The following is a 26,102-nucleotide window of genomic DNA, read 5'->3' as shown; positions in this document are numbered from 1 at the left end:
AGATTTTCCCTATTTCGATAGTGTAGAATAGTAATACAATAGAGAAAGGGGTAGATGTATGACAAATGATGAAAACTATCAAGTTGGTTTGACGACAAAAGCATTGATTCCAGTGAACGACCCTATACACTGCACAAAGGTGCTGGATGAAGCAGGAGAATACATGCTAAGAAAGACGTGTAAGCAATTATTAGAAGAAGCGTGTATTCGAGAGTTAAGTACATTTAAAGGATCCATTGCCGCTGTTCGAAAACTATTTCCCTATAAACAGCTTACACCTCTTGTCATTAGTCGTTCACAAGCGATTATTGCGTTTCCTACATCTTCGCCCAATGACTACAGCTGCGCTTGGATTTTCTCCTCTCACGTTCATACTTCACATACGCTTGCTACAGTTAATTCAACCTCCATGCTGATTCACTTCAAAGACGGAACGTTCATTCCAGTGAAACTCTCTTATTATAGTTTAGAAAAAAAGCTGGCCAGAGCAGCTGTTATTCGTAATTATTGTTTAGAAAGTCCGCTTTTTTTAGCGTAGTGCGTTCGATTTATCAAACGAACTTGTCCTACATATGAACAATCGGTTGCATGGGACTACACATATGTACTAAAGGAGGAAGCTTAAAATAAGCTTCCTCCTTTTCTTATTCCTGAAGAAGCGAGGCCTTTAGCTTTTTGCGGGCTGCTTTTCCCCAGTTTTTAACGGCTCCCGTGGAGACTCCGTATTTGTAGGCAATATCTTTATACGAGTAGCCTTCTAACAGATGTTCGAGTACATAGATTTTTTCTCTTCCCGTTAAATGTTCGATATGCTGCTTGATGATTTCACTTTCTAGGGGAACGGGAAGAGCGTGATCTTCGTTTAGTGAAAGTAGGTTCTGCTCAGCTGGTGTTTCCCGTTCTTCGTATAAAATGGTGCCTTTTAAATGAGAAAGAATCGTACCGCGCACAGTTGTGTAGGCATAAGCGGAAAAAGAGCCTTTGCTTTCGTCAAATTTTTGATACGCTCTCCATAAACCAATTAACGCAATTTGATAATATTCGTCGTAGTCTTTGTAAATGTGAAACTTTTTAATCATCGATACAATTAATGGATGAAAAGATGAAGCGATTTGATCAAACGAGCTTTTTTGCATGTAGCATTCCTTTTTCAAAAACGCGCTTTTGCTGTATTCCGCCGGTATCTTTACTGTACAAGGGGAAGATCACATGTGCGAATGAGCGTACATTATGTTTTCTTTTTAAGAAACGTGACGTAATTTCCCCGGAAACTTCACGTTTCGCTAGGAAATATGCGAAGTATACGTGTATTTGTAGAGATTTTACGTACGAAAGGTCCTCCATTCCAAATTCTACTAATCTATACTATTTATATATCGATGTAGCAACTCTACCATCACGGAAGAGCGGTGATGGTAGAGTTGCTAGACCTAAGCGGCAGTCACCCTCCCTTGCGGGTTTGCGCCTGCCGCATATGTGAACCTTTTTGGGCAAATTCAGTGAAGTATTTTTGTGGTTGTCCTTTTGTGCTTTCTATTGAATGTAAGTTGGGTGGGCAGAATATAGTAGGTTTTTAAAAAGTGGGTAAAGGGGAGATTGAATGAAGGCGATGGTTGGGGTAAATGTGGCGGCGGCTGTTTTGTGCGGGGCGGTGATGTATGCGGGGACGCAGCACTGGCAGGAGCAAACGGAAGCGCAGGCAAGTGAAGTGAAGTCGGCTGTTGTACATAAAGAAAAACAGTTTTCGGATGTATCTGCTTATACAAAAAATCTTCCAGACTTTATCACAAAGCAAATCCAGTCATCTATCGCAAATAAAAAGCCTCTGACTCTTGTGCTTGCCACATCCGCGAAGGAAGCAGGCTGGCCACAGCAGTTAAAAAAAGAGCTAGCAGCTACATATGGACGTGATGTATTTACGGTCAAAACACTTTCATATGGTAACGGGACAACCGATGAGCTTTTATCCTCACATATTGCCGATCAAATTGATCAACTTCAGCCAAACATTATTCTGTTTGAAGCACCTCTTAAAAATGATTATCAGCACCTTACGCTAGATGAGACGCTTGAAAATACAGACAAGCTAATTCATCAGCTCAAAGACTTGAAAAAGACCCTTATGGTTCAGCCTTCACAGCCATATATTTCACAAACCGAGTCCTATGAAGAAGGGGTAGAAGCGATCAGGGGAGTATCTGAAGCAAACTGGGTATATTATATGAATCACTCGCTCATTTGGCCGTTTCATTTAGGAGAGTATATCAATAAAGACAGCGGGAATTTAACTAAAAAAGGAAATGAAGTGTGGGGAGAATATGTTGTGAATTGGTTTACAGGAGAATAAAAAACAAGCCCTCTTTCAAAAGAAAGAGGGCTTGTTTTTTATAGTTTTATAAGATTATGACTTTTCCTCGTTTTATAGTAGTAGCTTTTTGTATCTCTACACTTATAAAGTTTAAAACCAAAAATCTCTAAAGGAGTCCAAACCTTTTTGATGTTTACGAGTGGCATTACGATTCCTCATCCTGTTCTTTATAGAGTTTATATTAATTCATTATAAAGAACTTAAGAGGGATAGTAAATACTATAGAGAACAGTTTATCTAAAAAATTCTTTATAAAGAATTTTTTGGAATGAATATTTAGAAGTGTTTGATCTGCAGTAGCCGCAATAGTCGATTTATATGCTGATAAAAGGTAGATCACAAGATACTAACTCAAGTCTTTAGAACAAGACTATCAAACTATCGCTCATTTTTTATAGAAGTGATTTTTATCATAGCTCAGGTTATTTATTCTTGTTACATTAACGTTGTGAAAAACATCACAAAATAAAATGCAAAGGATGATCCAAATTAAAACGTAATTAGAGCACTTATTTTTTTTGCTTGCTGTTAAAGCAATGGAATCGCATACATATCATAACAGTGTTAGATAACCTAACACATAAGTTGAACGATTCAGAAAATTCATATATCTTAAATGTATCTTTAAAGATGCATAGAAAATATATCTTTTAAACAAGCAGGTATAGACGCCAGGGGAGGAATGGAAGATGCAAAAAAAGAAACTCGTATTGATTGGAAATGGAATGGCTGGAGTTCGAGCGATTGAAGAAGTATTGAAGGTTTCAAGTGAAGCGTTTGAGATTACGATTTTCGGAAGCGAGCCGCATCCGAACTATAATCGTATTTTACTATCAAAAGTGCTGCAAGGAGATACGAATGTTGAAGACATTACGCTAAACGATTGGAACTGGTATCAAGAAAACAATATTACATTGTATACGGGCGAAACGGTTACTAGTATCGATTCAGTAAAAAAAGAAGTAGCGACAAACAGCGGCAGAGTAGAATCATATGATGAATTAATTTTAGCAACGGGCTCTCTTCCTTTTATTCTTCCGATTCCAGGATCAGATAAAAAAGGAGTTACGGCTTTTCGAGATATAAAAGACACGGATGAAATGCTGCAGGCATCTCAGCAGTATAAAAAAGCAGCGGTTATTGGAGGCGGACTGCTTGGATTAGAAGCAGCGCGCGGACTGTTAAATCTAGGAATGGACGTATCTGTGATTCATTTAGCTCCGTATTTAATGGAACGCCAGCTTGATCCAACAGCTGGAAATTTGCTTCAAAATGAATTAGAAAAACAAGGCATGAAGTTTTTGCTTGAAAAACAAACGGCGGAAATCGTCGGCGATGAGCGAGTTGAAGGATTATCTTTCAAAGACGGTACGTTTTTAGATGCTGATTTAGTCGTGATGGCCGTTGGAATTAAGCCAAATGTTCAGCTTGCAAAAGAAGCGGGACTTACCGTAAATCGAGGAATTGTCGTGAATGACTATATGCAAACGGATATTCCAAACATCTACGCGGTTGGAGAGTGTGCAGAGCATAGAGGAATGGTATACGGATTAGTGGCACCTTTGTATGAACAAGGAAAAGCATTAGCCAAAGCGATTTGCGGGGCAGAAAAAGTGCCTTATGAAGGATCAGTTTTATCCACGCAGCTAAAAGTATCAGGTGTTGAAGTATTTTCAGCAGGAGACTTCACGGAAGATGAAGAGAAAAAAGCGATCAAAGTGTTCGATGAACAAGACGGCATTTATAAAAAGCTTGTTTTGCGAGGCAATCAAATCGTAGGAGCCGTTCTTTTTGGAGACAGCAGCGACGGAAATCGACTGTTTTCAATGATTCAAAAGCAAGAAGATGTATCGGATGTCGCAAAAGTGTCGATTTTACAGCCGTCTGGCGGTAACGCGGGTGAAAGCTTAGTAGCAAGCATGAGCGCGGATGATATTATTTGCGGCTGTAACGGCGTAACAAAAGGTACGATTGTGGAAGCTATCCAAAAACAAGGATGCTCATCGGTTGATGAAATCAAAGCTTGTACAAGTGCGTCTCGTTCTTGCGGCGGCTGTAAACCGCTTGTAGCGGAAGTGCTTCAGCATACGCTTGGCGCTGACTTTGACGCAGCGGCACAAAAAGAAGCGATTTGCGGCTGTACGACTTTGTCACGAGATGAAGTTGTCGAAGAAATCAAAGCAAAAGGCCTTTCGCATACGCGTGAAGTGATGAATGTACTCGGCTGGAACAATGAAGAAGGCTGTTCGAAATGCCGCCCGGCGCTGAATTATTATTTAGGTATGGTGAATCCGACCGGATACGTTGATGAACGCGAATCACGATTTGTGAATGAACGCATGCACGCAAATATTCAAAAAGACGGCACGTACTCTGTTGTTCCTCGCATGTACGGAGGCGTCACAAACGCAGAAGATTTACGAAAAATTGCAGACGTTGTTGATAAATATGAAATTCCACTTGTAAAAGTGACGGGTGGTCAGCGTCTTGATTTGTTTGGTGTTAAAAAAGAAGATTTGCCTAGCGTATGGGAAGAGTTAGATATGCCTTCTGGCTACGCGTATGGTAAGTCGCTACGGACGGTGAAAACATGCGTCGGCGAACAGTTTTGCCGCTTTGGCACGCAGGATTCAATGGGCGTTGGCATTGCGCTTGAGAAAAAATTTGAAGGACTATGGACGCCTCATAAAGTGAAAATGGCTGTATCCGCTTGTCCAAGAAGCTGTGCTGAGTCAGGTATTAAAGATATTGGCTTTATTGGAATTGACGGCGGCTGGGAAATTTACGTGGGCGGAAATGGAGGTACGCATCTTCGCGGCGGAGATTTGTTGTATAAAGTAAAAACTGACAAAGAATTGATGGACATCACAGGAGCGTATTTACAGTATTACCGAGAAACAGCTAATTACTTAGAGCGTACGTCTGCATGGATTGAGCGCATGGGACTTTCGCACATTCAGTCAGTGCTTGATGACGCTGAGACGAGAAGAGAGCTGAATATGCGTATGGACGAAGCGTTATCTACGTACCGTGATCCTTGGAAAGAAATCGTCGAAAGCAAAAAGACGAAAAAAGAGCTGTTCGAGACAGTTGTCACATCATAAAGCTGGGGGGAAATAAAGATGGTGAATAAAAACATTACAAAAGTATGCGTAGGGTCTATTCATGATTTTCCAGTAAGCCTGGGTAAAACAGTAAAAGTAAACGGAAAAGAAATTGCGGTGTTTAAGCTATCAAGCGGAAAAGTACGGGCAATTGAAAATCGCTGTCCGCATAAAGGCGGGGTGCTAAGTGAAGGAATCGTGAGCGGCGACTCGGTGTTCTGTCCGATGCACGACTGGAAAATTTGCTTGCATGACGGTAACGTACAAGAGCCTGATAGCGGATGTGTAGACACGTACGAAGCGTCTGTTGAAGGAGATTTGCTGTATCTTTTAATTGAAGAATAAGTAACGTGGCGCGTTGATTTTCAACGCGCCACAAAAATTCAAGGGGACACACTAAAAGGAGCGAAGCAAAAATGAGAACAGGAAAAGTGTACATTGTAGGAGCCGGACCAGGAGATCCAGATTTGCTAACGATAAAAGCAGCAAAGTGTTTAGAAAAAGCAGATGTTATTTTATATGACCGACTAGTGAACCCTGTTCTTCTTCAGTATGCAAAAGAAGGGGCCGAACTCGTCTACTGCGGGAAAAAGCCCGGTGATCACTGCGTTTCTCAAGATGATATTCATGATTTGCTTGTATGCTACGCAAGAAAAGGAAACACCGTCGTTCGGTTAAAAGGCGGAGATCCGTTTATTTTCGGAAGAGGCGGAGAAGAGGCAGAAGTACTCGTTCAAAACGGAATTTCGTTTGAAGTCGTTCCAGGAATTACAGCAGGCATAGCGGCACCGGCCTATGCTGGAATTCCTGTGACGCATCGGGAGCTCAGCCGTTCGTTTGCGGTTGTGACGGGACACTGCTTGAGCGGCAAGCCGGAAAGTATTCGCTGGGAGCATTTAGCAAAAGGAGTTGATACGCTTGCGATTTATATGGGCGTTAAAAACTTGCCTTATATTTGCCGTCAGCTTTTAGAAGCGGGGAAAAGCGCGAATACGCCGGTCGCTCTTATTGAACAAGGCACGTCGGTTTATCAGCGCACGGTTACAGGCACGCTTGGCACAATTGTAGATACGGCTGCTGAGCAGCAAGTGAGCAATCCCGCGATGATTGTGATTGGTGAAGTGGTGAAGCAAGCTTCTGTTCTTTCGTGGTTTTTGGAAAAAAGAGAAGAAAAAGTATGCGTCTAGTATGAATAAAAGGAGGAAACGCTTTTGTTTAAGAATTCACTGCAGTCAATGAATGAGTTAGCCCGCGAAAAAACGAAGCTTGTGAATGATCATTTACCGAGTTATTTGCTGTTAGCTGTACTAGCGGGTGCTTACGTGGGACTTGGCGTTATATTAGCTCTATCGGTAGGAGCGCCTTTAGCTTCTGCTTCTTTACCGGTCGTATTTACTGGTTTGTGAATGCTAGGCAGCTAAAAGAAGTTAAAAAACAGCCGGCTGCTCTCTCAGCTGATTTGGATTCTGCAAAACTGTCTAAATAGCAAAAAAACCGCTCTTTGTACCATATAGTCTGCTTTTAAAGCTATCATAACGGTATTTTAGAGCGGTTTTCTTCTATATAATATAAACTGCTTAAAGCGTATTCACATCTATACGTATCGAACAAGCAGTATTGTTCTTCATTTTATAGAAACAGGATGTCTGTGAGAATTGAATCCGAACAGATTCTGTTGAAATGAATGTGTGAGGGTGCAGATATCATCGAAGAGGCAGAGGGCATCTTAGAATTTTAATGTTGTTTGGCATTTTATGCTCTTTTTGAGCTTCCTTAAAGCAGTTGTACATTGCTTTGCTGCCTAAATGATTAGCGGAGTGAATCGTGATTCGATCGGCATATAAATGGTGTTTTACCATAAAATGCACGAGCATTAATCCATTCCGTGTCTTGCTGAGTAAATCGTGATCGAGTGACAAATGTTCAACATCGAATGATCTTAAAAGATCAATACATTCGTCAATCGTTTCGGCTAAAACATGACCGTCAGGGCATTTGCGATAGTCGTCTAGAAAAACATTGATTTTCATGACTGATTCTCCCTTCCTTGCCTTGTATTTAGTGTAACATACATAATGTCATATACCTACCTAAGTCTATTCGACACGTTTTAAGCTATTCCTTCTTAAATAGGGGTAAAAACACGAATTTTTATCATTATTTGCATATTCACGGCGAATAAACAGGAAATAAGGAAAGAGATGTCGAACGAAAAGTGAATAGATAAACAGTTTAAACTGGAAATTAACTTTTTTTATTCTGTGATCTTTGTTTAACAAGGTCATTTAAATCCCAGATTTGACAAGGGATGGAAAAGGTTTAATGAATAAAAGATTGTGAGAAAAAAACGATAATTTGCGATTTTTTTAAAATAAATTGGAAATTTCTCTTTACGAAAAAGATGTTTGGGACGTATAATTTGATTTAAGGATTTTTTGGAACATAGTATGACAATATGACAAAAAAGAAAAGTAAGGTGAATAGAATGGGTAAGTTATTTAGTATCGGTGAAGTATTAATTGATATGATTCCAGCTCAAAAGGGTCTTCAATTGAAAGAAGTGGAATCGTTTACGCGTGTGCCAGGCGGAGCGCCGGCAAACGTTGCAGCAGTTGTTGCTACATACGGTAATGAGTCAGCGCTTATTACAAAAGTTGGAGAAGATGCGTTTGGAGACTTTCTAGTAGATACGCTTCGTGAAGTAGGAGTAGGTACTGATATGGTCTATCGTACAGAAGAAGCAAACACAGCTTTAGCTTTCGTTTCCCTGCGTGAAGACGGAGAAAGAGATTTCAGCTTCTATCGTAATCCTTCAGCAGATTTATTGCTAACTGAAGACGAAATTAACCCTGATTGGTTTGCAAGCAACGATCTTCTTCATTTCTGTTCGGTTGATTTAGTTGAAAGTCCTATGAAATACGCTCATATGAAAGCGATTAAAAGCATGAAAGAAAAAGGTGGAGTTATCAGCTTTGATCCAAATGTACGTCTTCCACTGTGGAAAGACCATGAGCTATGCCGTCAAACGATTTTAGAATTTATTCCTCAAGCGCACATTGTCAAAATTTCAGACGACGAGCTAGCGTTTATCACAGGCATTGAAGATGAACAGCAAGCAATTCAGTCTCTATTTACAGGTGACGTTCAAGTAGTTGTGTTCACAAAAGGTGCAGAAGGCGCAACGCTTTATACAAAAGAAGCTGTCTATGAATCAAACGGTTACAAAGTAGCAGTTGTTGATACAACAGGTGCAGGAGATGCGTTTATTGGCGGATTCCTTTATCAGCTATTAAGCCGCGACGTGTCACAAGAAAACTTAACGGCTATTCTTGATTCTGACCACGATGCTATTTTACGTTTTGCAAATGCAAGCGGTGCCTTAACGACAACTGGAAAAGGTGCGATCAGTTCCATTCCAGCCAAAGAAGTAGTCGAGCAATTTTGTAAGCCTGTAGCTAACTAAAATGAAAAGGCTTTATCTCTTCTTATTTTCAATCAGCAGAGGCGTCCGTTTCTGCTGATTGCAGATCACATAAGAGGAAAAAGCGAGCTGCGGAGCAAGAAGAAAAAAATTTTTTCTGTTTTTAAAAAATAATCAAAAAAATTTCTAGCTAAATAATAAATGTTCGTGTTAGTATAATACGAGCAGCAGGAAATAGCAGTTTTACCACCATTTATGAAAACGTTATATATTTATTGATGTAGAACATTTAATAGGACTAAAGAGCGATCCTATTAAATGTTCTAGACCTAAGCGGTTGCTGCCCCCCTTGCGGGGTAGGCAGCATCCGCATAGGTAGATCTTTGGGGGAATATTCGAGGGAGTATGAGTGCTTGGTCCTTAGCCCTTGGTAAAAGAAAAGCAGCAGGTCGTTACATACGATGTACATAGATTAGAAATAGGAAAGTAGGTTAAGAGAAAGATGGATATTTTGCTAGGTGTTCTTCCTTCCGTTGCGTGGGGAAGCATGATTTTAGTTAGTATGAAGATGGGCGGTGGACCTTACAGTCAAACGCTTGGAACAATTATTGGAGCTTTGATTCTTTCATTTGTTCAGTTTATGATTGTTCAGCCGGTGTTAACGCCAACGCTTGTTATTGTCGGAATTGTTTCAGGTTTGTTTTGGTCAGTAGGTCAAAGCAATCAGTTTAAAAGTGTTCCATACCTTGGGGTTTCAAAGTCAATGCCGATTTCAACGGGTATGCAATTAGTATCAACAGCTCTTTTTGGTGTTATTGTATTTAAAGAATGGTCAACGCTTCAAACGATTGTACTTGGATCTATTGCAATTCTTTTAATACTAGCAGGCGTTGTGCTTTCTTCATTAGACGGTAAAAAAGAAGGAGCACAAGGGACTCCAGGACAAACGAAAAAAGGAGTTATCACTCTTATCATTTCAAGTCTTGGATTCTTAGTTTACGTAGTTATCGCACGTATTTTCAACGTAGACGCATGGGCAGCACTATTCCCGCAAGCAATTGGTATGTTAATTGGCGGTTTAATCATTACATACAAACATAAGCCATTTAACAAATATACGATTCGTAATATCTTACCAGGTCTAATCTGGGCATCTGGAAACATGTTCTTATTCTTATCTCAATCAAGACTAGGCGTAGCAACAAGTTTTTCATTATCGCAAATGGGTATCGTTATTTCTATCTTTGGCGGTATTGTCTTCCTGGGAGAAAAGAAAACGAAGCGTCAATTGTTTTATGTATCTCTTGCGAGTGTACTGATTATTTCAGGCGGTATCTGCATAGGCCTCGCAAAAGCCCACGTTTAATATATCGATGTAGAAAAACCCCCATGGCTAAAGTGCAGCCATGGGGGTTTTTCTAGACCTAAGGTTTTGAGGCACCCCTTGCGGGGTAGCCTCAAAACCTTAGTTAAAGTCAAATTCAAAGTCAAACCCATAGTGCTCTTGGAGATTTCCAAGCAGTACGTTTGTGTGAGTGTTTCTCGTTCTTAAGACTGAGGATTTTTCATTCTTTGTTAGGAAGCTGTTTGGTGTGAAATGGCTTATAGTAGTAGGAAAGGATGGGGGAGAGGCTATGATTAAGAGTATTTATGAGACGCATGTGCAGGTGCGGAATTTGGAGGATTCGATTGAGTTTTATAGACGTCTTGGGCTGACGTTTGTTCATAAAATTGAAGAGCGGCGCTGTGCTTTTTTCTTTGTTGGGGAACAAAAGCAAATGCTTGGTCTTTGGGAAACAGACGAAAAAGAGTTGAAAAGAAGTCACTTTGCTTTTGGAATTGAAGCCGCAGATATTCATGAAGCGTTAACGTGGCTGCGTTCAAAAGGTATTGAACCTGAAGAAACGTCGTTTGGAAAGCCGCAGACAGAGCCAATTGTTCATACGTGGATGCCGGCGGCTTGCGTGTACTTTAATGACCCTGACGGTAACAGCTTGGAGTTAATTACGCTTTTGAATGATGAGCCTGTCGTATCTAAGGATTTTCCGTATTTAAGTGAATGGAACATGAAACAGCAGTGAAAACTGCTGTTTTTTTGTGTATCATAAACGTAAGATTGACATAATAATAAACATATAATATATTTGTTTATAAATTAATAAACAAAATAGAAAGGTGTCTATTTAAATGGTAAACGACTTGTTTTGGGAATCATCTTTTGAAGATATGAAGAAAGGGTACGGGGAAAGCGAAGATCACTACCACTGCTTACTGTGCGGTGAAAGTATTGAAAAAGGCATTATTTATCCGGTGGAAGGTGTTTTTTATGAAGCAAAACGCTATATGAAGCTTCATATTGAACAGCAGCACGGGTCTGTGTTTCATCATTTAATAGAGCTAGATAAAGAGGTAACGGGTCTTTCTGATCATCAAAAAAATTTAGTGAAGTTTTTTAAAGAAGGAAAAAGTGATAGTGATATTCAAAAAGAAATGGGAATCGGCAGTTCATCCACCATTCGGAATCACCGCTTTACATTAAAGAAAAAAGAGCGTCAGGCAAAAGTGTTTTTAACGCTGATGGAACTGTTAAATGAAGGGGAAGAAGAGAAGGCGGTACCCGTAACAAATAGGGCGCCTAAAAGAAGTCAGCGCTACAGCGTCAGTGATGAAGAGCGTGAAAAGATTTTAGCGAAGAATTTTCCTCAAGGTTTAAACGGACCGCTTCGTACTTTTCATTTGCAAGAAAAACACCGTCTTGTTGTTCTTGAAGAATTAAGCGGGCATTTTGAGTTTGGCGCAACGTATACCGAAAAAGAAGTAAATGATAGGTTAACACCTTTTTATGACGACTATGCGGTGCTGCGACGCTATTTAATTGAGTACGGGTTCTTAGAGCGTAGTGCAGACGGAAGCAGCTACTGGAGAAAAGGAGAGACAGAGATGAGTACTGATTCGAAAGACTACAAAAAACAAATGAAGCAGCTAGCGAAAGAAGTAAAAACAGAAGGCGGCGTGTATCAAATTAAAAACCTTCAAAACGATAAGATTTACATTGGCTCTACGCCTAATATCAAAACGTTAAACGGCGTAAAGTTCACGTTAAAGACGAACACTCATCAAAATAAAGAGCTTCAAGATGAGTGGAATACGTATGGTGCGGATGCTTTTGCAATTGAGATGCTGGAAACGATTAAAAGAGAAGAAGAAAAAGCACTTTCAAAAAAGGATTTGCTAAAACTAGAAGCGAAATGGTTAGAGAAGCTGCAGCCTTACGGCGAAAAAGGCTATCATTCGCCGAAAGCTGATACAAAGGAGAAATAGGTGTGAAGAATCAAGATGTGAAAAATGAAGTAGTGGAATCAGAAAAATCCGTCAGTAAGCTGATGCTTGTGTTTTTGATTCCGCTCATGTTAAGTAACGCCATGCAGTCCGTTGGGCAGCTGGCAGGAAGTATTATTGTCGGAAGAGCGCTTGGCGTTGATGCGTTAGCCGCTATTTCCGCTTTTTTTCCTCTGTTTTTTCTGCTCGTGTCGTTTTCGATTGGAATTGGGTCAGGAAGTTCCATTTTAATCGGGCAAGCGTACGGGGCACAAAATGAAAAACGAGTGAAAGAAATTATCGGTACCACGCTCACGTTTACCTTTTTAGTCGGAATTGTGCTTGCTGTTTTGGGAAGCATATTTGCTCCGGAGATTCTTCGGATTATGGGAACGCCGGCTAATATTATTGACGTAACGGTTCACTATGCGCGCATTTTGTTTGTGGCGATTCCTGTTTTGTTTTTATACTTTGTTTATACGACGTTTATGCGCGGAACCGGAGACTCTAAAACGCCTTTTTACTTTTTAGTTGTGAGTACAGTCTTAAACCTCATTTTTCTTCCGATTTTAATTTTTGGATGGATCGGAGTGCCAAAGCTTGGCGTGTACGGCGCTGCATACGCAACGGTGTTTTCAACCGTATTAACGTTCATTATTATGATCATTTATTTACGCAAGAAAAATCATCCGTTAAAGTTTGACGCCTCTATTTCATTAAAAATGGACGGAACGCTGTTAAAGCTGCTTATGCGTTTAGGGATTCCCGCGAGTATCAATATGATTTTAGTTTCTCTTTCTGAAATTGCGGTTATTACGTTTGTAAACGGATTTGGCTCAGACGCTACAGCGGCGTACGGAGCGGTGAACCAAGTAGCAAGCTATGTACAAATGCCGGCAATCAGCTTAGGAATTGCGGTTTCTATTTTTGCGGCGCAGTCGATTGGTGCCAATAAATTTGAGCGTTTAAAAGAAGTGATTCGCTCTGGAATTATGCTGAATTACGTTATTGGCAGCGTGTTGATTTTACTTATTTATCTCTTTTCCAATCAAATATTAGCACTGTTTTTAACAAATCAGCACACGCTCCATATTGCCGAAGAGCTGTTAGTGATAACGCTTTGGAGCTATTTGATTTTCGGCCATGCGCAAATTATTACCGCTACGATGCGAGCAAGCGGTACGGTGCTGTGGCCTACGGTATTTAGCATTATGGCGATTTGGTGTGTGGAAGTACCCGTAGCCTACGTGTTATCGCAGTTTACGTCTCTTGAAATCAAAGGGATTTGGATTGGATATCCAGCGGCGTTTGTTGTCAGCTTAATCCTGCAGTACAGCTATTATCAATTTGTATGGAAGAAAAAGAAAATTGAACGTCTTGTCGGATAAAAAACGAGCGGAAACGCTCGTTTTTTATTTTTCCTAATTAAAACACCCTTAGCAAAGAGTTTTAATAGGATAGTGCATATAACTTTTTAATGAAAAGAGGGTATGACACTATGAGTAAATCTGGATTTGTGCCGGATAATTCAAATATTAAAAAAAGCTCAGGAACGCCTAATCTGTCAGTGAATTATAAGCAAAACGTCCTGTTCAAACGAAACGATCAAAATATAGCGTATCAGCTAACCTCAACCCAGCTGCCTGCCATGCTCGGAGGTGCGTTTGTTGATTTATATATGACGAAAGGGCATATGAGAGAGCCGCACTGGCATCCAAACGCGTGGGAATTAGATGTCGTCGTTTCAGGTGAAGTGCAGGTGTCTGTGTTGGACCCTGATACAAGCAGCATGCACAATTACCGAATAAAAGAAGGCGAAGTTGTTTTTATACCGATGGGCTGGTGGCATTGGATTGAACCTCTATCGGAAGAAGCGCATCTGCATCTCTTTTTTAACAACGATCAATTTGAGTCTACAGAAGGATCCGACGTGCTGCGCTTAACGCCTCCTATTGTGTTTCAAAAAGCATACGGAGTAAGCGCAAACGAAGTAGCAGAAGCCGTCGCTCCAATTACCGATACAGTTGTGATTGGACCGCCTGAGAGTAAGCAATACTATAAGATGAAACAAGCAAATGAGTATAAAAGTGATGGGAATGATGAAAGAATTATCGTCAAAATTAATGAGAAAATACTTGCTTCTGAAGAGGGGCAAGACGTGTAAGGGTTCTTTTTAATGAGTTTAACGGAAATTCTGCCGTACCTCTATACTTTTTTTCCCTCCGAGCCAAATCAAACAGGTCCAGAAATCAAGTAAACAAACCTATGACTTATCATAGGTGAAAAACATCAGGGTTCTTATAGTAATCTCCTATATGACTAGGTTTGACTATGCATATAATACGCAAACCTAGTTCACTTAACCAGAATTATCAGTAGTTAATTTGGTTAAAAATCTATAAAAATAGCTTTTTGGGGAACTTTTTCAACATCAAAATTCTCTGTGAAAGGTATACGCTTAGGTAGATTTTCATGTTTTTTAGTTAGTCGATAATTTGTCCAAGAGCTTGTCAAAAACCCTACATATACTAGTATTGGTAATTAAATATCTAGTAGGAGTGGAGTATAGTATATGGGATCAACACACCTAACAGGGCGAGTAATCTTTAAGGGTGACCCTGGTTATAAAGAGGCAGTTAAGAACTGGAATCCTTATGTTGACGTCTTTCCTCTTGTCTTTGTTTTTGCACAAAATTCATATGATGTTAGTAATGCTATTAAATGGGCTCGTGAGAATAATGTACCACTGCGCGTCAGAAGTGGTCGTCACGCTCTCGATAAGAACCTTTCAGTAGTAAATGGAGGGCTTGTTATTGATGTGAGCGACATGAATAAAGTTCACTTAGATAAAAAAAATGCAATTGCTGTTGTTCAAACAGGAGTGCACGTAGGCCCGCTTGTAAAAGGTTTGGCTCGTGAAGGTTTTATGGCGCCGTTTGGGGATAGCCCAACTGTTGGAATCGGAGGAATTACGATGGGAGGAGGATTTGGCGTACTCTCACGGTCGATTGGCCTTATAAGCGATAACCTTGTCGGCTTGAAAATGGTAGATGCACATGGCAAAATTATTGAAGCAAATAAATCTTGCAATGAAGATTTATTTTGGGCATCTAGAGGTGGTGGAGGCGGTAACTTTGGATATAATACTCAATACGCGTTTCAAGTTCGTCGTGCACCTAAAACCGCAACAGTTTTTAACATTATTTGGCCATGGGAATAGCTAGAAGCGGTATTTAAAACGTGGCAGAATTGGGCCCCGTTTGTAGACTCACGGCTAGGATGCATCCTCGAGATTTTCAGCAAAGTAAATGGTCTGTGTCATGCAGAAGGTATCTTTTTAGGTTCAAAAAAGGAGCTAATTCAATTATTAGAGCCTTTAACAAATACAGGTACTCCATCACAAATCGTGATAGAAACATTACCTTATCCAGACGCTATAGATTTCTTAGACCCTGACGAACCAATCCCTGGTAGATCTGATCAAAGCGTTAAATTTTCCTCATCATGGGGACTTGATTTATGGTCGGAAGAGCCTATTTCAATCATGAAGAAATTCTTGGAAGAAGCTCCCGGTACAGAGTCCAACTTCTTTTTTATAAATTGGGGCGGTGCGATAAGTAAAGTACCAAGCCACAAAACAGCCTTTTTCTGGCGCAGCCCTTTGTTTTATACTGAATGGACTGCTAGTTGGGAAAAGAAATCACAAGAAGCTGCTAGCCTTGCATCAGTTGAAAAAGTACGTCAGATGATGAAGCCTTATGTAACAGGTTCATATGTTAATGTTCCTGACCAAAATATTGAAAATTTCGGAAAAGCTTATTATGGATCAAACTTTTCAAGGCTTCGAGAGGTAAAGGCGAAATATGATCCAGAAAATTTATTTCGTTTTCCTCAAAGCATACCGCCATCATCATGCTGAAACTTTTATTCATTAAATAAGACCTCTTAGGCTTAGAACTGACCTTTGATTGGTAAGCAGCATCTATCAATCGAAGGTCAGTTTTTATATAGAAAAATCACATTCTCTATAAGCTAGCAAAAATCAAAAAGGATTTAATTATGCATCTACATATAACTCATACGCAATAACCGCAGGAATCAATCTCCTGCGGTTATAAAAACAGCTCGCTGCGTTCTAAGTGCTTATACAGCCGCGTTGTGACTTGTTTTTGATTCCATTCGTTTTGCGGAAATTGCTGCTTGTCTACGTGAGCAACGGCCGGCTTGTAGGTTTTTTGAATCCGTTTGATATCATTAAAGGTTGCGTTGGTTTCAATGTGATCAGCCAGCGTAAATACAAGAGAATGCAGCTTTGTAACATTGGGAATCGTAGCTGCTTGGCTGAAAATGGCTTTCGCGACGGACAGCTGTCTTTCATGCGCCGTAAAGACGTCTTGTTCATTCCGCTCCTTTAAATAAACAAGTGCTTCTTTTCCGTTAAGGCGAATCGCTCCTTTTGGAAAAACAATGTTGCTGTGTTCAAAAGCACGTTTGTTTGTGACGATAATGCCGCCTAATTTATCTACAGCATCGACGACTGACTGCTGATCCATTTTGACATAATAATCAACAGGAAGCTTTGCATATGTTTCGACTTTTTTTACAACAGCATTCATATTTCCTTGATGATAAATGGTTCGCAGTGTTTCATTGCCGAGCTGAGTTGACCCTGGCAAGTGGGTCATTTTTATTGATTCATGCTGCTTATTAACAGTCATATATACAAATGACGTATTTTGATGGTTTTCTTGAATTAAAAGCAGGGAAAACGGTTGTCCTTTTTTTAAATTGACGTGTGTTTTGTTACCATGCTCAAGCGGTACATACGTTTGATCAACGGCAGCTTTCACCGTATGATAGCCTGCAAACGTGATGCTGACAAAACTGACGAGTAAAAACAGTACGAGACCGCCAATCCATTCTTTTTTTGCTTTGCTGCTCATCGTCTCACCTTTTTCTATCGAAGTCGTTCGTAGTATTGCCATCTTAAAAGGGGAGTAAAACAAATGAGCGCTATTTTTATTGCTTATCTTGCTTTTTCTTGGCGTAGGTTTTGAGCTCTGTAATTAAAATTGCTTGTTCTTCCACATCGTTAAATGCTTCAATGCCATAAAGGTATTCGGTGTGCCGTTTTTCTTTCCACACGCAAAGTCCGGTAATATGGATGGGTTTTTCATTTAAATAAAAGCTGATTTTTAGCTGAATTTGATGGTTGAAAATAGGTAAATCAAGCGGCGTAATTATTTTGATTCCTTTTGGTGAAAGGTCGATAACAGACAAAGGACCTGGCTTAGAATCGATTTCTTTGTTGTCGTATTTAGCAATGGAAAACGTTCCAACAATGGGAGTCTCAAATAAAAAGCGAAACGGTTCTTCACGTTTAAAATGCATGTATCATCAGTCCTTTTCGTAATCTAAGTTTGTTAAGTAAGTATTCGATGAAAGTCTAAAAATTCCTACACGTTTTTCCCCATCCCCCATATAATGTTTATCGATGTAGAATATCTACCATGGCCACAGACCGGCCATGGTAGATATTCTAGACCTAATCGTAGGTCACCCCCCTTGCGGGGTTGGTGGCCTACGATTAGGTGAACCTTTGTGGGAGGATTCAAGCTGTCTTAGTTATCGATTGCCGATTATAACTGCTTTTATAGTATCGGAAGTTTTGTTTGAAACTTTAAATAGAGAGGAAAAGGTTTTGAAAAAAGCGCTACGCTAGAGTTGGATTGTATGTTAAAATTAAACTTTGTGAAGTAGCTGTATTACAAGTCAGCGTTCCTTCAACTAATTAGGAGGTGAGATGAATGGGCACTGATGACCCCATTTCGATGAAGGTTACTGCAAAACAAGATAGGGGCAACAAAGGTGTATGTGTTCCTCTCATTTCAACGAAGGAAAATACTCCTTAATGCCTCAATGATGTGAGGTGAAAAATCAATGATTAAAACATACTTATATGATGATGAAACAAAAGAAATGGTAACGAATCTTGATTTAGGAGACGTGCATGAGAAATTGCGCAATCCTGATAATTTGCTGTGGATTGATCTGTATGATGTCCACGGACAAGAGCTTGCTCAAATTGCTAAATTATTCGATTTTCACCCATTGGCGATTGAAGACTGCTTACACGACAGTCCTCGCGCTAAAATGGATGATTACGAAGACTATAAATTTTTCGTTTTTCACGCCCTTCGCTATAACGAAGAAAGTGATGACGAGATTACGACGCTTGAGTTAAATGCCTTTGTCGGATCAAATTACGTAGTGACGATTCATAAACATAAAATGGGCTGGCTTCGCAAAATGGATGCTGTGTGCTCACGCTATCCAAAGTTTATGAACCGCGGCGCCGACTTTTTGCTATATGCTTTGATTGATGGCATCACGGACGAATATTTTCCGATTTTAGACCGAATTGACATGCGTATTGATGAATTAGAAGATGAAATCTACAACAAAGAAGTCCGCGGAGTGACGGAAGAGTTCTTGGCGTTAAAAAGAACGATTATCTTAATCCGTCGCGTTATTCTGCCTCAGCGCCGAATTTTCTTAACGGTTAATGGAAAGTGGAAATTCGACATACGAGAAGAAAATGTTCCTTTCTACATTGACCTGCTTGACCACTTGGAGCGTATTGTAGACTCTGCCGAAACGTTTAGAGACCTCGTAAACAGTGCGCTTGATACGTATTATTCTATTACCAATGCAACTTCATCTGAAAAGCTGAATGTCTTAACGTTAATTTCAACGATTATGCTTCCGCTAACGTTCGTAACCGGATTTTTTGGAATGAACGTACCGATTCCATATCAAAATTCCCACTGGGCTACTGCTGTTATTATTGTTATGTTAATTGTGTTAACGTGGGGAATGTGGAAATACTTTAAAAACAAACAGCTGTTATAACAAAAAGGCACTTGGCCATAAGCCAAGCGCCTTTTTTCTTTATTTTGTCACCGTTTTTGTTGTTGCTTTACTCGTATTGTTCGCTTTGTCTTTTGCGGTTACGCTTAAGACTGTTTTTTCTTTTTGCTTTTTAATTTTTACTGAGTATTGTCCTTTGCTGTTAGCAGCAGCAGAGCCAATGCTTTTTTTGTTTACTGTTACCGTTACGGTAGCATTTGCTTCTGCTTTACCCGTTACAGCCGTGCTTTTTGTTGTGACAGCATTTACGCTTGGTGCAGCAGGGGGTGTTTTATCGCTTACTTTTACAGTCGTAGCTTTACTTGTGTTGTTAGCTGCGTCTGCCGCTGTTACGCTGATTGCTGTACCCGCTTTTTGTTTTTTAATGGCAATGCTGTACTGACCTTTTGCGTTGGCTTTTGCTTTGCCGATTTCTTTGTTGTTCACTTTGGCTACAACAGATGCATTTGCTTCTGCTGTTCCTTTAATAGCTGTATCCGCGTCGCTGACTGGATTCACTTTAGGTGCATTTGGAGCAATAACGTCACGCACCGTTACTTTTACTTCTTCACTTTCTTGTTTTTGGCTGTTTGTAGCCGTGATGTACAAGACTGTGTTTTCTTTTTGTTTTGGAATTTTTACTTTGAACGCGCCTTTTGCGTCAGCTTTTCCTGAAGCAATCACTTTCTTAGCGCTGTTTTTAACATTTACCGTAAAATTCGCTTTAGATGTTCCTGTTACGTATTCATCTTTATTCGTCACGGCTTTTACCGCTGGTTTGGCAGGTGCTTTTTGAACAACTGCACGAATGCTCGTACTTGCTTTTCCGTTTGTGACAACCACTTGTAAAACGGTATCAGCTTTTTGAGCTGGAATGTTCACAGAGAACGTATTTTTTGCATCAGCTTTGGCAGTGCCAAGTGTTTTTGAGCCGTTCATTACTTTAACAGTTGAACCGCTTTGAGCTTTACCTGTAACAACTTTTTGCGTGCTGACAAATGTATTTACCTGCGCTTGCAGCTGCTGTGCACTTACCGCGCTGTACGCATTTAAACGTCCCCATCCTGATACGTAATCGTAGCCTGGAGCAGGAGGTTCTGCTGGACTTTCTTCGTCATCATATACAGGAGCATCTTTCTCGTCAAACTTAATATCTTTAGCTGTATCCGTTAGGCGTTTTTCAACGTCTTTTGGCTTTAAGCCTGGGTTTTGGGACAGTAATAATCCCGCAACGGCTGCCACATGAGGTGTCGCCATTGATGTTCCGCTTAAATAAGTAACGTTTCCGTCTGGAACAAGACTTGGAATATCAGAGCCTGGAGCTGTAATATCTAATCCTTTTCCATAGTTTGAGTAGTCAGATACGATATCTAAACGGTTTGACGCGCCTACTGAAATCGCATAGGCAGATGAAGCTGGGTAAGAGAGCTCTTCCATACCGTCGTTTCCGCTTGCTGCTACAACCGTTACGTTATGGTCGTATGCATATTTTAATGAATATTCAAGCACGCGGCTGTAAGATCCGCCAAGGCTTAAGTTAATAACTTTTGCACCGTGATCGACCGCATATTTAATACCGTACGCAATTTGTTCTGTATCTCCGCTTCCAGATGCGTCTAGAATTTTAACCGGTAAAATTTTCGCATGAGAATTAATGCCGGCCATTGAATAGTTATTGTTTGCAGAGGCTGCGATAATACCTGCTACGTGAGTTCCGTGTCCGTTGTCATCAGTTGCATTTGACGAACGATCCACGTAGTTATAGCCTGTTTTTGTATCCACGACGCCTTTTAAATCAGCAAGTGATGAATCGACACCCGTATCGGCAACAGCAATAACCGTATCTTTTAACTTTTGCCCGTTTAGTAATTTTTCAAGCGATTCATATTGAATATCGGCATGCTGCGTACCGTCATTTTTGCCCGTATTGTTTAATGACCATTGATACGGATATTGTGAATCCATTGAAAGAGCGTGGTATTCTTGAACCGGCTCGATAAATTCAGTTTCAGGAAGTGCCTGAATTTGTTTTGCCGTCATTTTACCTTGAGCAGACGACGTGCTGAAGCTTTTTCCATTGCTGTCATCTAATTGAATAACAAACATATTATCAAAAGAAGCAGCTGATTGTTTTAATGGATTAATAGATTCAATGCTTGCTGATTTTGACTGTGCTTTTGTTTTAAATGACTTTGCATTTGCACCATCTTTTAATTTAACAATATAGCGAGTTTCCGCTTTTGTTGAAACGCTGTTTGCGCTGACTAATTTAGCTCTTACTAATACAGACGATACGTTTAAGTCCGTTACGTCTTTTAATTTTGTCTGTGCTGCTACTTTTTCTAAGTCTTTCTTTAAAGCAGTCGGAACAGATTTATAAGCGATGTTGTATAAATCATTGATTGCTTTTTGATCAGCACTTGTAATCATATATGTGCTTGATGCGCCGTTTTTCGCTACATCTGTAAATAGACCCTTTAGCTGAACTAAATCTTTGTATACTTGTTCGCGCATCGATTTATCGATGATCATTTTAGAGCTGATAAACGGAGCGGCTTTGTAGTAAAGAGAAGAAAGGTCTTTTCCGCTTGCTGTTTTTGAAAGCACAGCGTCACGAATCGTACGCAAATCTTTTAAAATACCTTTTCCGTTTTCTTTTTGGCTTGTACTTAATTCAGCCGGGCATTCTTCTTCCATCATTTGAGAAGGAGGAAGTGAAGCGCCTTCATAGCTGATTGTATATGGAACTTCTGTTTTTTCTTCCGGCTGTGGTTCTGGAGAAGTTGAACCATCTTCCGCATCTTCTTCAATCATGTCGTCTTCGCTTCCATAATACTCAACTTTCACATAATAAGGGCCAGTCCAAGCGATTGGAAAATCAAGCTGAGCAGGCTCATCTTTGTAGGAGTATCCCATATAACGGTCAAATGCCACGTTGTTTTTGGCATTTTCAAGGCTAGAGTAAACCGTGATGTTTACTTCATCATCACTTTGAAGCTTAATTCGGTAGTGTGAAAACTTTGCTACCTCTTGCTTAGAAGGATTAATTTTGTACCAATGCGTTTGTTCTGGTTCTGTAAATGTTCCTTTTGCTGCTTTACCAATGCTTAATGTTTTTTCATTAGCAGGAGGATTGCCTGCTGCTTGTGTTTTCAATAAGCCTAATTGGCTAAAACACAAGGTGAACATTAAAGCAAAAGCAATAAAACGATAAATTGACCCTTTTTTCATGTTAAACCTCCAAAAAAATATAGTAAAAAACAGGAATTACATACCTATTAAACCATAAAGTTTAAAAACTTGTAAATAATTACTGTTGCTTATTTTAGTATTTTGTCAAGTTATTAATCTGGCATAAAAAATGGTGAGATAAGTCCTAGTTGCAAAAAGTAGAAAAAATTGGAATAATAAAGATTGAGCCTATTTATAAGAGGCGAAAGTACGCTGAAAAGGGAAGAAGGGAATGAGAAATATTTTTAAAAGCAGAATCTGTTGGAGAAAATCTGATCGGTTTCTTTTTACCTGTGTTTATAAAGAGGAAATCGGGCTATATAAATAAAGATTGGAAAAATTTTCAGTCTAATTAAGTTCATTTGTAGCATATAATACGAGCTGGATTTCTTTTATAATAAACAAAAGCAAAGAAAGAGCAAATGGTGAAAAGGAGTGAAAGAAGTTGTCAAATGTGATGCAACGACAGGAAAAACGAATGAAGTTTGATGCCGAACAGCTTGCACCCCTTGATATTGATAAAGAGACAAAGAAGTTGCTAACAGAAAAAGGATTGCCCAAAGAAGCTTCACCATTTCTAGAGTTCGTTTCATCCAAAGGAAAGCTAACAACATTATGCGAAACATTTGAGTTATCATCTCGCTACCAGCACTATTGGTTTTTAGGAACAACCGGCGCTGGAGATCCAATTTGTCTTCATCAAAAAAACGGTTCGGTTGTGCTGCTCGATACGTCCAACGATGACTGCGAGCGTTTCGTGAATACAACTTTTCCGCAGTTTTTAGCATGCTTAGATGTGTTTGAAGAGCTAGTAGAAGAAACGATTCAAGCAAACGGAGAATCTGCATACTTAGAGCGACACATTCCTGCTGAGGTGCTGCAGCGATGCAAAAAACGTATGAATGAAATTGATGAAGCTTGCTTAGCCCCTTATTCTTTTTGGTTCAAAGAACTTTCTTTTTAATAATATAGTAGAAAAATAGACATGGCCGTTTTGGTCATGTTTATTTAGTTGTGGCTGCAGGGCTATTAATATAGATAGAATAAATAAAAATGATAGTATATAATGGATATAAATTCCTTTTTTTAGAGGGAGGAGAGTGTAAATGATTTCTTTATTTGGATTAATGGGTGCTTTCTTTGTGCTGCTTTTTGGTGCGTCGCATTTCTTCTATAGAAGAAACTCGCCCGTGCAGTACGGAATTTCACTTAGCAGCATGCTAATAAGCATATTTCTATTTCTATATAGCATATTTGGAGTTGGCGGCTTTGAAGGAATGGGTCTTGGTGCTTTAGCGGCTGCTTTGTTTTTGGCGTCGGTTCTGAGCTTGTTCGTCAATGTTCTTTTTAATATCATAAATGGACGAGGGAAAGGTGCTGTATAAAATGGGAGAGCTAACCTTTAGAGAAGCAGTGCGAGAAGATTTGGATCAAATTGTTGAAATGCTCGCGGATGATATGCTCGGAAGCAAACGAGAGCGCTATGAATTACCGCTTCCAGACTGTTATGTCCAAGCATTTCAGGCAATTGATGCGGATCCAAACAATGAACTGATTGTCGCATGTAAAGATAGTGAAGTAATAGGTGTTCAACAACTAACCTTTACGCCCCACATTGCACGACAAGGCGGGTGGAGAGCCACGATTGAAGGAGTTCGAACAGCTTCATCAGAGCGCGGGAAAGGGGTTGGATATCAGCTAATTACATGGGCGATTGAACGAGCGAAAGAACGTAATTGTCAGTTGATACAATTAACAACCGACAAGGAACGGTCAGCTGCTTTGCGTTTTTATCAAAAGCTTGGGTTCACAGCTTCTCATGAAGGATTAAAGCTCCATTTGTAATTCGCTGCTAATGGTTGTATCCCCGTGGTAAGAATTTTTTGATTAAAATGAATTTTTTAGTTTAGTTCAATTGAAACGTGGTATACAGATAGTACAGAGCCGATAGAAATTTTTCTAAGGCTACTGTGAAAGGTAAATACTTAGCTTCATGAAGGGATTGGTTTAGTTTTGGAATACTTAACAGCAACTTCAGCAAACGTATTACCTCACATGAAAAGCAGATATTCTGATCTGACAATTGGCACTCTCGTTATGAACCGATATACGTAGCGAAAGGGCCTCACAAGGGCAAATGAACATGAAATAATTAGAATGATATGAAGGGAAGAACCTGCATCAGTTTTGATGCAGGTTCTTTTTGGTGAGATGCACAATAAAACTTATATAAAGCTTCGGCAGGTATTTACATGTAAAATTTATAGGTATGGTAAACTATTCGAAATTGTATCGGCACGAAAAAGAAAGGAGGAGTTCTATGGATACACGCGAGCTCTTTTACTATATTTATCAAAAGAGTGTCACAGCGGAAAAACATTATTTACCATGGGCACTTTCTATGCTGGAGCACGAACAGGATTCTTTATCTCTTTCTATTTTAGCTTCTCTCCAACCACCTTATAATCTCTTTGAAATAGAAGATTATTTTCAGCGTACTTTAAAAGAGCTTTCCTTATTGAAACCGAGTGAACAGGAATGTACAGATTACCTGATTTATACGCGGCTTCAAACGATTGTGCAGCATGAAGAGAGAGCGCTAACAGAAGCCAATCACTTATACAACATGTTCATTGAACTTGACTGTCCGACCAAGTTAGTAGGTTGGCTTGAAATTAGTGATATGATAGATGACTATCAGTACGGAGACAATTATTTTAACATTACGGATGAAATCATACATACGACAATTATGAAAGAAGCTAAAAGCCAGCTAGAACATTACCGTAAAAAAATCTTCAAATGAATGCCCTACGAAATTTCTTATAACTTATTTGACACCTAAGGTATAAAAGAGTATACTTATGTTAAACATAGTAATTATGTCGGATAAGTAGGTTATGGTGCTGTGAACAAGACTTCTACTGATAAAGAGGAGATCTAGTCCAAAACGTACAGTCCGACTTTGATGAGATGCTTTCAAGCATCTTTTTTTTGTGCAAAAAAACAGCCGCAGGGGCTGTTATAGGGCAGTAATTCTTCCTTTGTAAGCATCAATCAACCGCTGGTTATGTTCATCTGAACCTTCCATGTTTCCGCTTAAAAAGACAGGAGGCGTGATGCCGCGGCTGAGCAGTTTTTGTATGGCTTTAGATAGGACATCATTTAGGATAGCGCCTCCAATTACAGTAGAACCAGAAGCGAAGGAAATGTCTTGCTGATGAAGAAGAACGTCTCCTTTTGGAATATGATTATTAATAACAAGATCCACGACATCATGAAGGTATTTTCCGCTTTTGTGTCGCGAAGCCCGGCTCGTGGCATAAGAAGGAGAGGTAAGCCCGATAACAAAGGCGCCTTTTTCTTTTGCAATCAAAGCTACATCAATCGGAACGGGATTTACGCCCGATGTAGAAATGACAATCATGATATCGCCTGGTACGATATCTTCTTTTTCCATAAAGGTGGAGGCATAGTCGTTTTTACGCTCTAGCTGTGAAGAGCGCGAAGCTCCTTTATGAAGCATCAGTTCTTCCACAAAAATAGGATGAATCGGCGCAAGCCCTCCAGAACGGTAAAACACTTCTTCCGTTAAAATATGAGAATGACCGCACCCAAATAAATGAATGAGGTGATGAGAAGCTAATTGCTGTGAGATTTTCTCGGCTGCGGATTCTATTGCCTGCTGTTCATGCGCCTCCACTTTAGCAAGCAGTTTTGTTAGTTCCTGTAGATATAAACTAGACATAAA

The 26,102-nt window shown here is 39.8% G+C and carries 23 protein-coding genes and 1 pseudogene; 18 read left to right on the top strand and 6 right to left on the bottom strand.

What is annotated here, in order from left to right; translation table 11 throughout:
* Positions 1-58 precede the first annotated feature (58 nt).
* On the top strand, positions 59-538 hold the full coding sequence (locus ACWATA_RS18505; protein WP_473050037.1) for a competence protein ComK: 480 nt from the start codon (positions 59-61) through the stop codon (positions 536-538).
* 106 nt (positions 539-644) lie between these two features.
* Here the strand turns inward: ACWATA_RS18505 and ACWATA_RS18500 are convergent, their stop codons facing one another.
* Positions 645-1,136, bottom strand: coding sequence for a sigma-70 family RNA polymerase sigma factor (locus ACWATA_RS18500; RefSeq protein WP_045293088.1), 492 nt, complete (start codon positions 1,134-1,136; stop codon positions 645-647).
* A gap of 464 nt (positions 1,137-1,600) precedes the next feature.
* On the opposite strand from ACWATA_RS18500, the gene ACWATA_RS18495 reads away from it, so the two are divergent.
* The 5 genes from ACWATA_RS18495 to ACWATA_RS18475 all read left to right on the top strand — a co-directional run bounded on the left by ACWATA_RS18495 (position 1,601) and on the right by ACWATA_RS18475 (position 6,878).
* Positions 1,601-2,347, top strand: a complete 747-nt coding sequence (locus ACWATA_RS18495; RefSeq protein ID WP_473050036.1) for an SGNH/GDSL hydrolase family protein — start codon at positions 1,601-1,603, stop codon at positions 2,345-2,347.
* A gap of 710 nt (positions 2,348-3,057) precedes the next feature.
* Positions 3,058-5,472, top strand: a complete 2,415-nt coding sequence (gene nirB / locus ACWATA_RS18490; protein ID WP_473050035.1) for a nitrite reductase large subunit NirB — start codon at positions 3,058-3,060, stop codon at positions 5,470-5,472.
* An 18-nt stretch (positions 5,473-5,490) separates the two neighbouring features.
* The gene (gene nirD, locus ACWATA_RS18485) at positions 5,491-5,817 is read left to right on the top strand and encodes a nitrite reductase small subunit NirD (protein WP_028414238.1); all 327 of its coding nucleotides are present in this window, start codon (positions 5,491-5,493) and stop codon (positions 5,815-5,817) included.
* Between the two features lie 71 nt (positions 5,818-5,888).
* Positions 5,889-6,659, top strand: a complete 771-nt coding sequence (cobA, locus tag ACWATA_RS18480; protein ID WP_473050034.1) for a uroporphyrinogen-III C-methyltransferase — start codon at positions 5,889-5,891, stop codon at positions 6,657-6,659.
* Positions 6,660-6,683: 24 nt separating this feature from the next.
* Positions 6,684-6,878 carry a hypothetical protein gene (locus ACWATA_RS18475; protein ID WP_473050032.1) on the top strand — a complete coding sequence of 65 codons (195 nt, stop codon included), beginning with the start codon at positions 6,684-6,686 and terminating at the stop codon, positions 6,876-6,878.
* Positions 6,879-7,175: 297 nt separating this feature from the next.
* Here ACWATA_RS18475 and ACWATA_RS18470 read toward each other — a convergent pair whose 3' ends face one another.
* Positions 7,176-7,502 carry a cyclic-phosphate processing receiver domain-containing protein gene (locus tag ACWATA_RS18470; RefSeq protein WP_014461165.1) on the bottom strand — a complete coding sequence of 109 codons (327 nt, stop codon included), beginning with the start codon at positions 7,500-7,502 and terminating at the stop codon, positions 7,176-7,178.
* Positions 7,503-7,957: 455 nt separating this feature from the next.
* Between ACWATA_RS18470 and ACWATA_RS18465 the strand changes: the two genes are divergently transcribed.
* The 7 genes and pseudogenes from ACWATA_RS18465 to ACWATA_RS18435 all read left to right on the top strand — a co-directional run bounded on the left by ACWATA_RS18465 (position 7,958) and on the right by ACWATA_RS18435 (position 16,130).
* Positions 7,958-8,935, top strand: a complete 978-nt coding sequence (locus tag ACWATA_RS18465; protein WP_014461164.1) for a carbohydrate kinase family protein — start codon at positions 7,958-7,960, stop codon at positions 8,933-8,935.
* Positions 8,936-9,395: 460 nt separating this feature from the next.
* Entirely contained in the window at positions 9,396-10,259 is an 864-nt protein-coding gene (locus ACWATA_RS18460) for a GRP family sugar transporter (protein WP_050691765.1), read from the top strand.
* A 268-nt stretch (positions 10,260-10,527) separates the two neighbouring features.
* Positions 10,528-10,974, top strand: a complete 447-nt coding sequence (locus tag ACWATA_RS18455; RefSeq protein WP_367071516.1) for a VOC family protein — start codon at positions 10,528-10,530, stop codon at positions 10,972-10,974.
* Positions 10,975-11,080: 106 nt separating this feature from the next.
* On the top strand, positions 11,081-12,214 hold the full coding sequence (locus ACWATA_RS18450) for a DUF2087 domain-containing protein (protein WP_473050031.1): 1,134 nt from the start codon (positions 11,081-11,083) through the stop codon (positions 12,212-12,214).
* 62 nt (positions 12,215-12,276) lie between these two features.
* Positions 12,277-13,599, top strand: a complete 1,323-nt coding sequence (locus tag ACWATA_RS18445) for an MATE family efflux transporter (protein ID WP_228123060.1) — start codon at positions 12,277-12,279, stop codon at positions 13,597-13,599.
* Positions 13,600-13,709: 110 nt separating this feature from the next.
* Positions 13,710-14,375 (top strand): cupin domain-containing protein, encoded by a 666-nt coding sequence (locus tag ACWATA_RS18440; protein WP_034270470.1) that lies wholly within the window; start codon positions 13,710-13,712, stop codon positions 14,373-14,375.
* Between the two features lie 408 nt (positions 14,376-14,783).
* A pseudogene (locus ACWATA_RS18435) lies at positions 14,784-16,130 on the top strand (FAD-binding oxidoreductase).
* Positions 16,131-16,323: 193 nt separating this feature from the next.
* Here the strand turns inward: ACWATA_RS18435 and ACWATA_RS18430 are convergent.
* Positions 16,324-17,154: an LCP family glycopolymer transferase gene (locus tag ACWATA_RS18430; protein WP_221817974.1), complete on the bottom strand. Its 831-nt coding sequence runs from the start codon at positions 17,152-17,154 to the stop codon at positions 16,324-16,326.
* A gap of 76 nt (positions 17,155-17,230) precedes the next feature.
* Positions 17,231-17,602 carry a PilZ domain-containing protein gene (locus tag ACWATA_RS18425; protein ID WP_028407825.1) on the bottom strand — a complete coding sequence of 124 codons (372 nt, stop codon included), beginning with the start codon at positions 17,600-17,602 and terminating at the stop codon, positions 17,231-17,233.
* Between the two features lie 549 nt (positions 17,603-18,151).
* Between ACWATA_RS18425 and corA the strand changes: the two genes are divergently transcribed.
* Positions 18,152-19,123: a magnesium/cobalt transporter CorA gene (corA, locus tag ACWATA_RS18420; protein ID WP_013055874.1), complete on the top strand. Its 972-nt coding sequence runs from the start codon at positions 18,152-18,154 to the stop codon at positions 19,121-19,123.
* 39 nt (positions 19,124-19,162) lie between these two features.
* Here the strand turns inward: corA and ACWATA_RS18415 are convergent, their stop codons facing one another.
* A complete protein-coding gene (locus tag ACWATA_RS18415) occupies positions 19,163-22,351 on the bottom strand; it encodes a S8 family peptidase (protein ID WP_473050030.1) in 3,189 nt (1,062 codons plus the stop codon).
* 454 nt (positions 22,352-22,805) lie between these two features.
* On the opposite strand from ACWATA_RS18415, the gene ACWATA_RS18410 reads away from it, so the two are divergent.
* From ACWATA_RS18410 to ACWATA_RS18395, 4 genes are all read left to right on the top strand, one after another.
* Positions 22,806-23,315: an SUKH-4 family immunity protein gene (locus tag ACWATA_RS18410; protein WP_223546654.1), complete on the top strand. Its 510-nt coding sequence runs from the start codon at positions 22,806-22,808 to the stop codon at positions 23,313-23,315.
* Positions 23,316-23,457: 142 nt separating this feature from the next.
* Positions 23,458-23,736, top strand: a complete 279-nt coding sequence (locus tag ACWATA_RS18405; protein ID WP_311265116.1) for a YesK family protein — start codon at positions 23,458-23,460, stop codon at positions 23,734-23,736.
* A gap of 1 nt (position 23,737) precedes the next feature.
* A complete protein-coding gene (locus ACWATA_RS18400; protein ID WP_049163486.1) occupies positions 23,738-24,196 on the top strand; it encodes a GNAT family N-acetyltransferase in 459 nt (152 codons plus the stop codon).
* A gap of 475 nt (positions 24,197-24,671) precedes the next feature.
* Positions 24,672-25,157: a hypothetical protein gene (locus tag ACWATA_RS18395; RefSeq protein WP_050688262.1), complete on the top strand. Its 486-nt coding sequence runs from the start codon at positions 24,672-24,674 to the stop codon at positions 25,155-25,157.
* 216 nt (positions 25,158-25,373) lie between these two features.
* Here the strand turns inward: ACWATA_RS18395 and ACWATA_RS18390 are convergent, their stop codons facing one another.
* Positions 25,374-26,099, bottom strand: a complete 726-nt coding sequence (locus tag ACWATA_RS18390; RefSeq protein ID WP_099330728.1) for an SIS domain-containing protein — start codon at positions 26,097-26,099, stop codon at positions 25,374-25,376.
* Positions 26,100-26,102 lie beyond the last annotated feature (3 nt).

This window comes from Priestia sp. USM5 (assembly GCF_058323215.1).
This window is presented reverse-complemented; position numbering and strand designations above follow the sequence as displayed.

Coding starts and splice junctions, on each gene's coding strand:
- ACWATA_RS18390 (WP_099330728.1), bottom strand. CDS start 26,099: ATGTCTAGTTTATATCTACAGGAACTAACAAAACTGCTTGCTAAAGTG.
- ACWATA_RS18495 (WP_473050036.1), top strand. CDS start 1,601: ATGAAGGCGATGGTTGGGGTAAATGTGGCGGCGGCTGTTTTGTGCGGG.
- ACWATA_RS18425 (WP_028407825.1), bottom strand. CDS start 17,602: ATGCATTTTAAACGTGAAGAACCGTTTCGCTTTTTATTTGAGACTCCC.
- ACWATA_RS18440 (WP_034270470.1), top strand. CDS start 13,710: ATGAGTAAATCTGGATTTGTGCCGGATAATTCAAATATTAAAAAAAGC.
- ACWATA_RS18400 (WP_049163486.1), top strand. CDS start 23,738: ATGGGAGAGCTAACCTTTAGAGAAGCAGTGCGAGAAGATTTGGATCAA.
- ACWATA_RS18500 (WP_045293088.1), bottom strand. CDS start 1,136: ATGCAAAAAAGCTCGTTTGATCAAATCGCTTCATCTTTTCATCCATTA.
- nirB (WP_473050035.1), top strand. CDS start 3,058: ATGCAAAAAAAGAAACTCGTATTGATTGGAAATGGAATGGCTGGAGTT.
- ACWATA_RS18450 (WP_473050031.1), top strand. CDS start 11,081: ATGGTAAACGACTTGTTTTGGGAATCATCTTTTGAAGATATGAAGAAA.
- ACWATA_RS18470 (WP_014461165.1), bottom strand. CDS start 7,502: ATGAAAATCAATGTTTTTCTAGACGACTATCGCAAATGCCCTGACGGT.
- ACWATA_RS18430 (WP_221817974.1), bottom strand. CDS start 17,154: ATGAGCAGCAAAGCAAAAAAAGAATGGATTGGCGGTCTCGTACTGTTT.
- ACWATA_RS18460 (WP_050691765.1), top strand. CDS start 9,396: ATGGATATTTTGCTAGGTGTTCTTCCTTCCGTTGCGTGGGGAAGCATG.
- ACWATA_RS18465 (WP_014461164.1), top strand. CDS start 7,958: ATGGGTAAGTTATTTAGTATCGGTGAAGTATTAATTGATATGATTCCA.
- ACWATA_RS18405 (WP_311265116.1), top strand. CDS start 23,458: ATGATTTCTTTATTTGGATTAATGGGTGCTTTCTTTGTGCTGCTTTTT.
- ACWATA_RS18395 (WP_050688262.1), top strand. CDS start 24,672: ATGGATACACGCGAGCTCTTTTACTATATTTATCAAAAGAGTGTCACA.
- ACWATA_RS18505 (WP_473050037.1), top strand. CDS start 59: ATGACAAATGATGAAAACTATCAAGTTGGTTTGACGACAAAAGCATTG.
- ACWATA_RS18455 (WP_367071516.1), top strand. CDS start 10,528: ATGATTAAGAGTATTTATGAGACGCATGTGCAGGTGCGGAATTTGGAG.
- corA (WP_013055874.1), top strand. CDS start 18,152: ATGATTAAAACATACTTATATGATGATGAAACAAAAGAAATGGTAACG.
- nirD (WP_028414238.1), top strand. CDS start 5,491: ATGGTGAATAAAAACATTACAAAAGTATGCGTAGGGTCTATTCATGAT.
- ACWATA_RS18445 (WP_228123060.1), top strand. CDS start 12,277: ATGCTTGTGTTTTTGATTCCGCTCATGTTAAGTAACGCCATGCAGTCC.
- ACWATA_RS18415 (WP_473050030.1), bottom strand. CDS start 22,351: ATGAAAAAAGGGTCAATTTATCGTTTTATTGCTTTTGCTTTAATGTTC.
- cobA (WP_473050034.1), top strand. CDS start 5,889: ATGAGAACAGGAAAAGTGTACATTGTAGGAGCCGGACCAGGAGATCCA.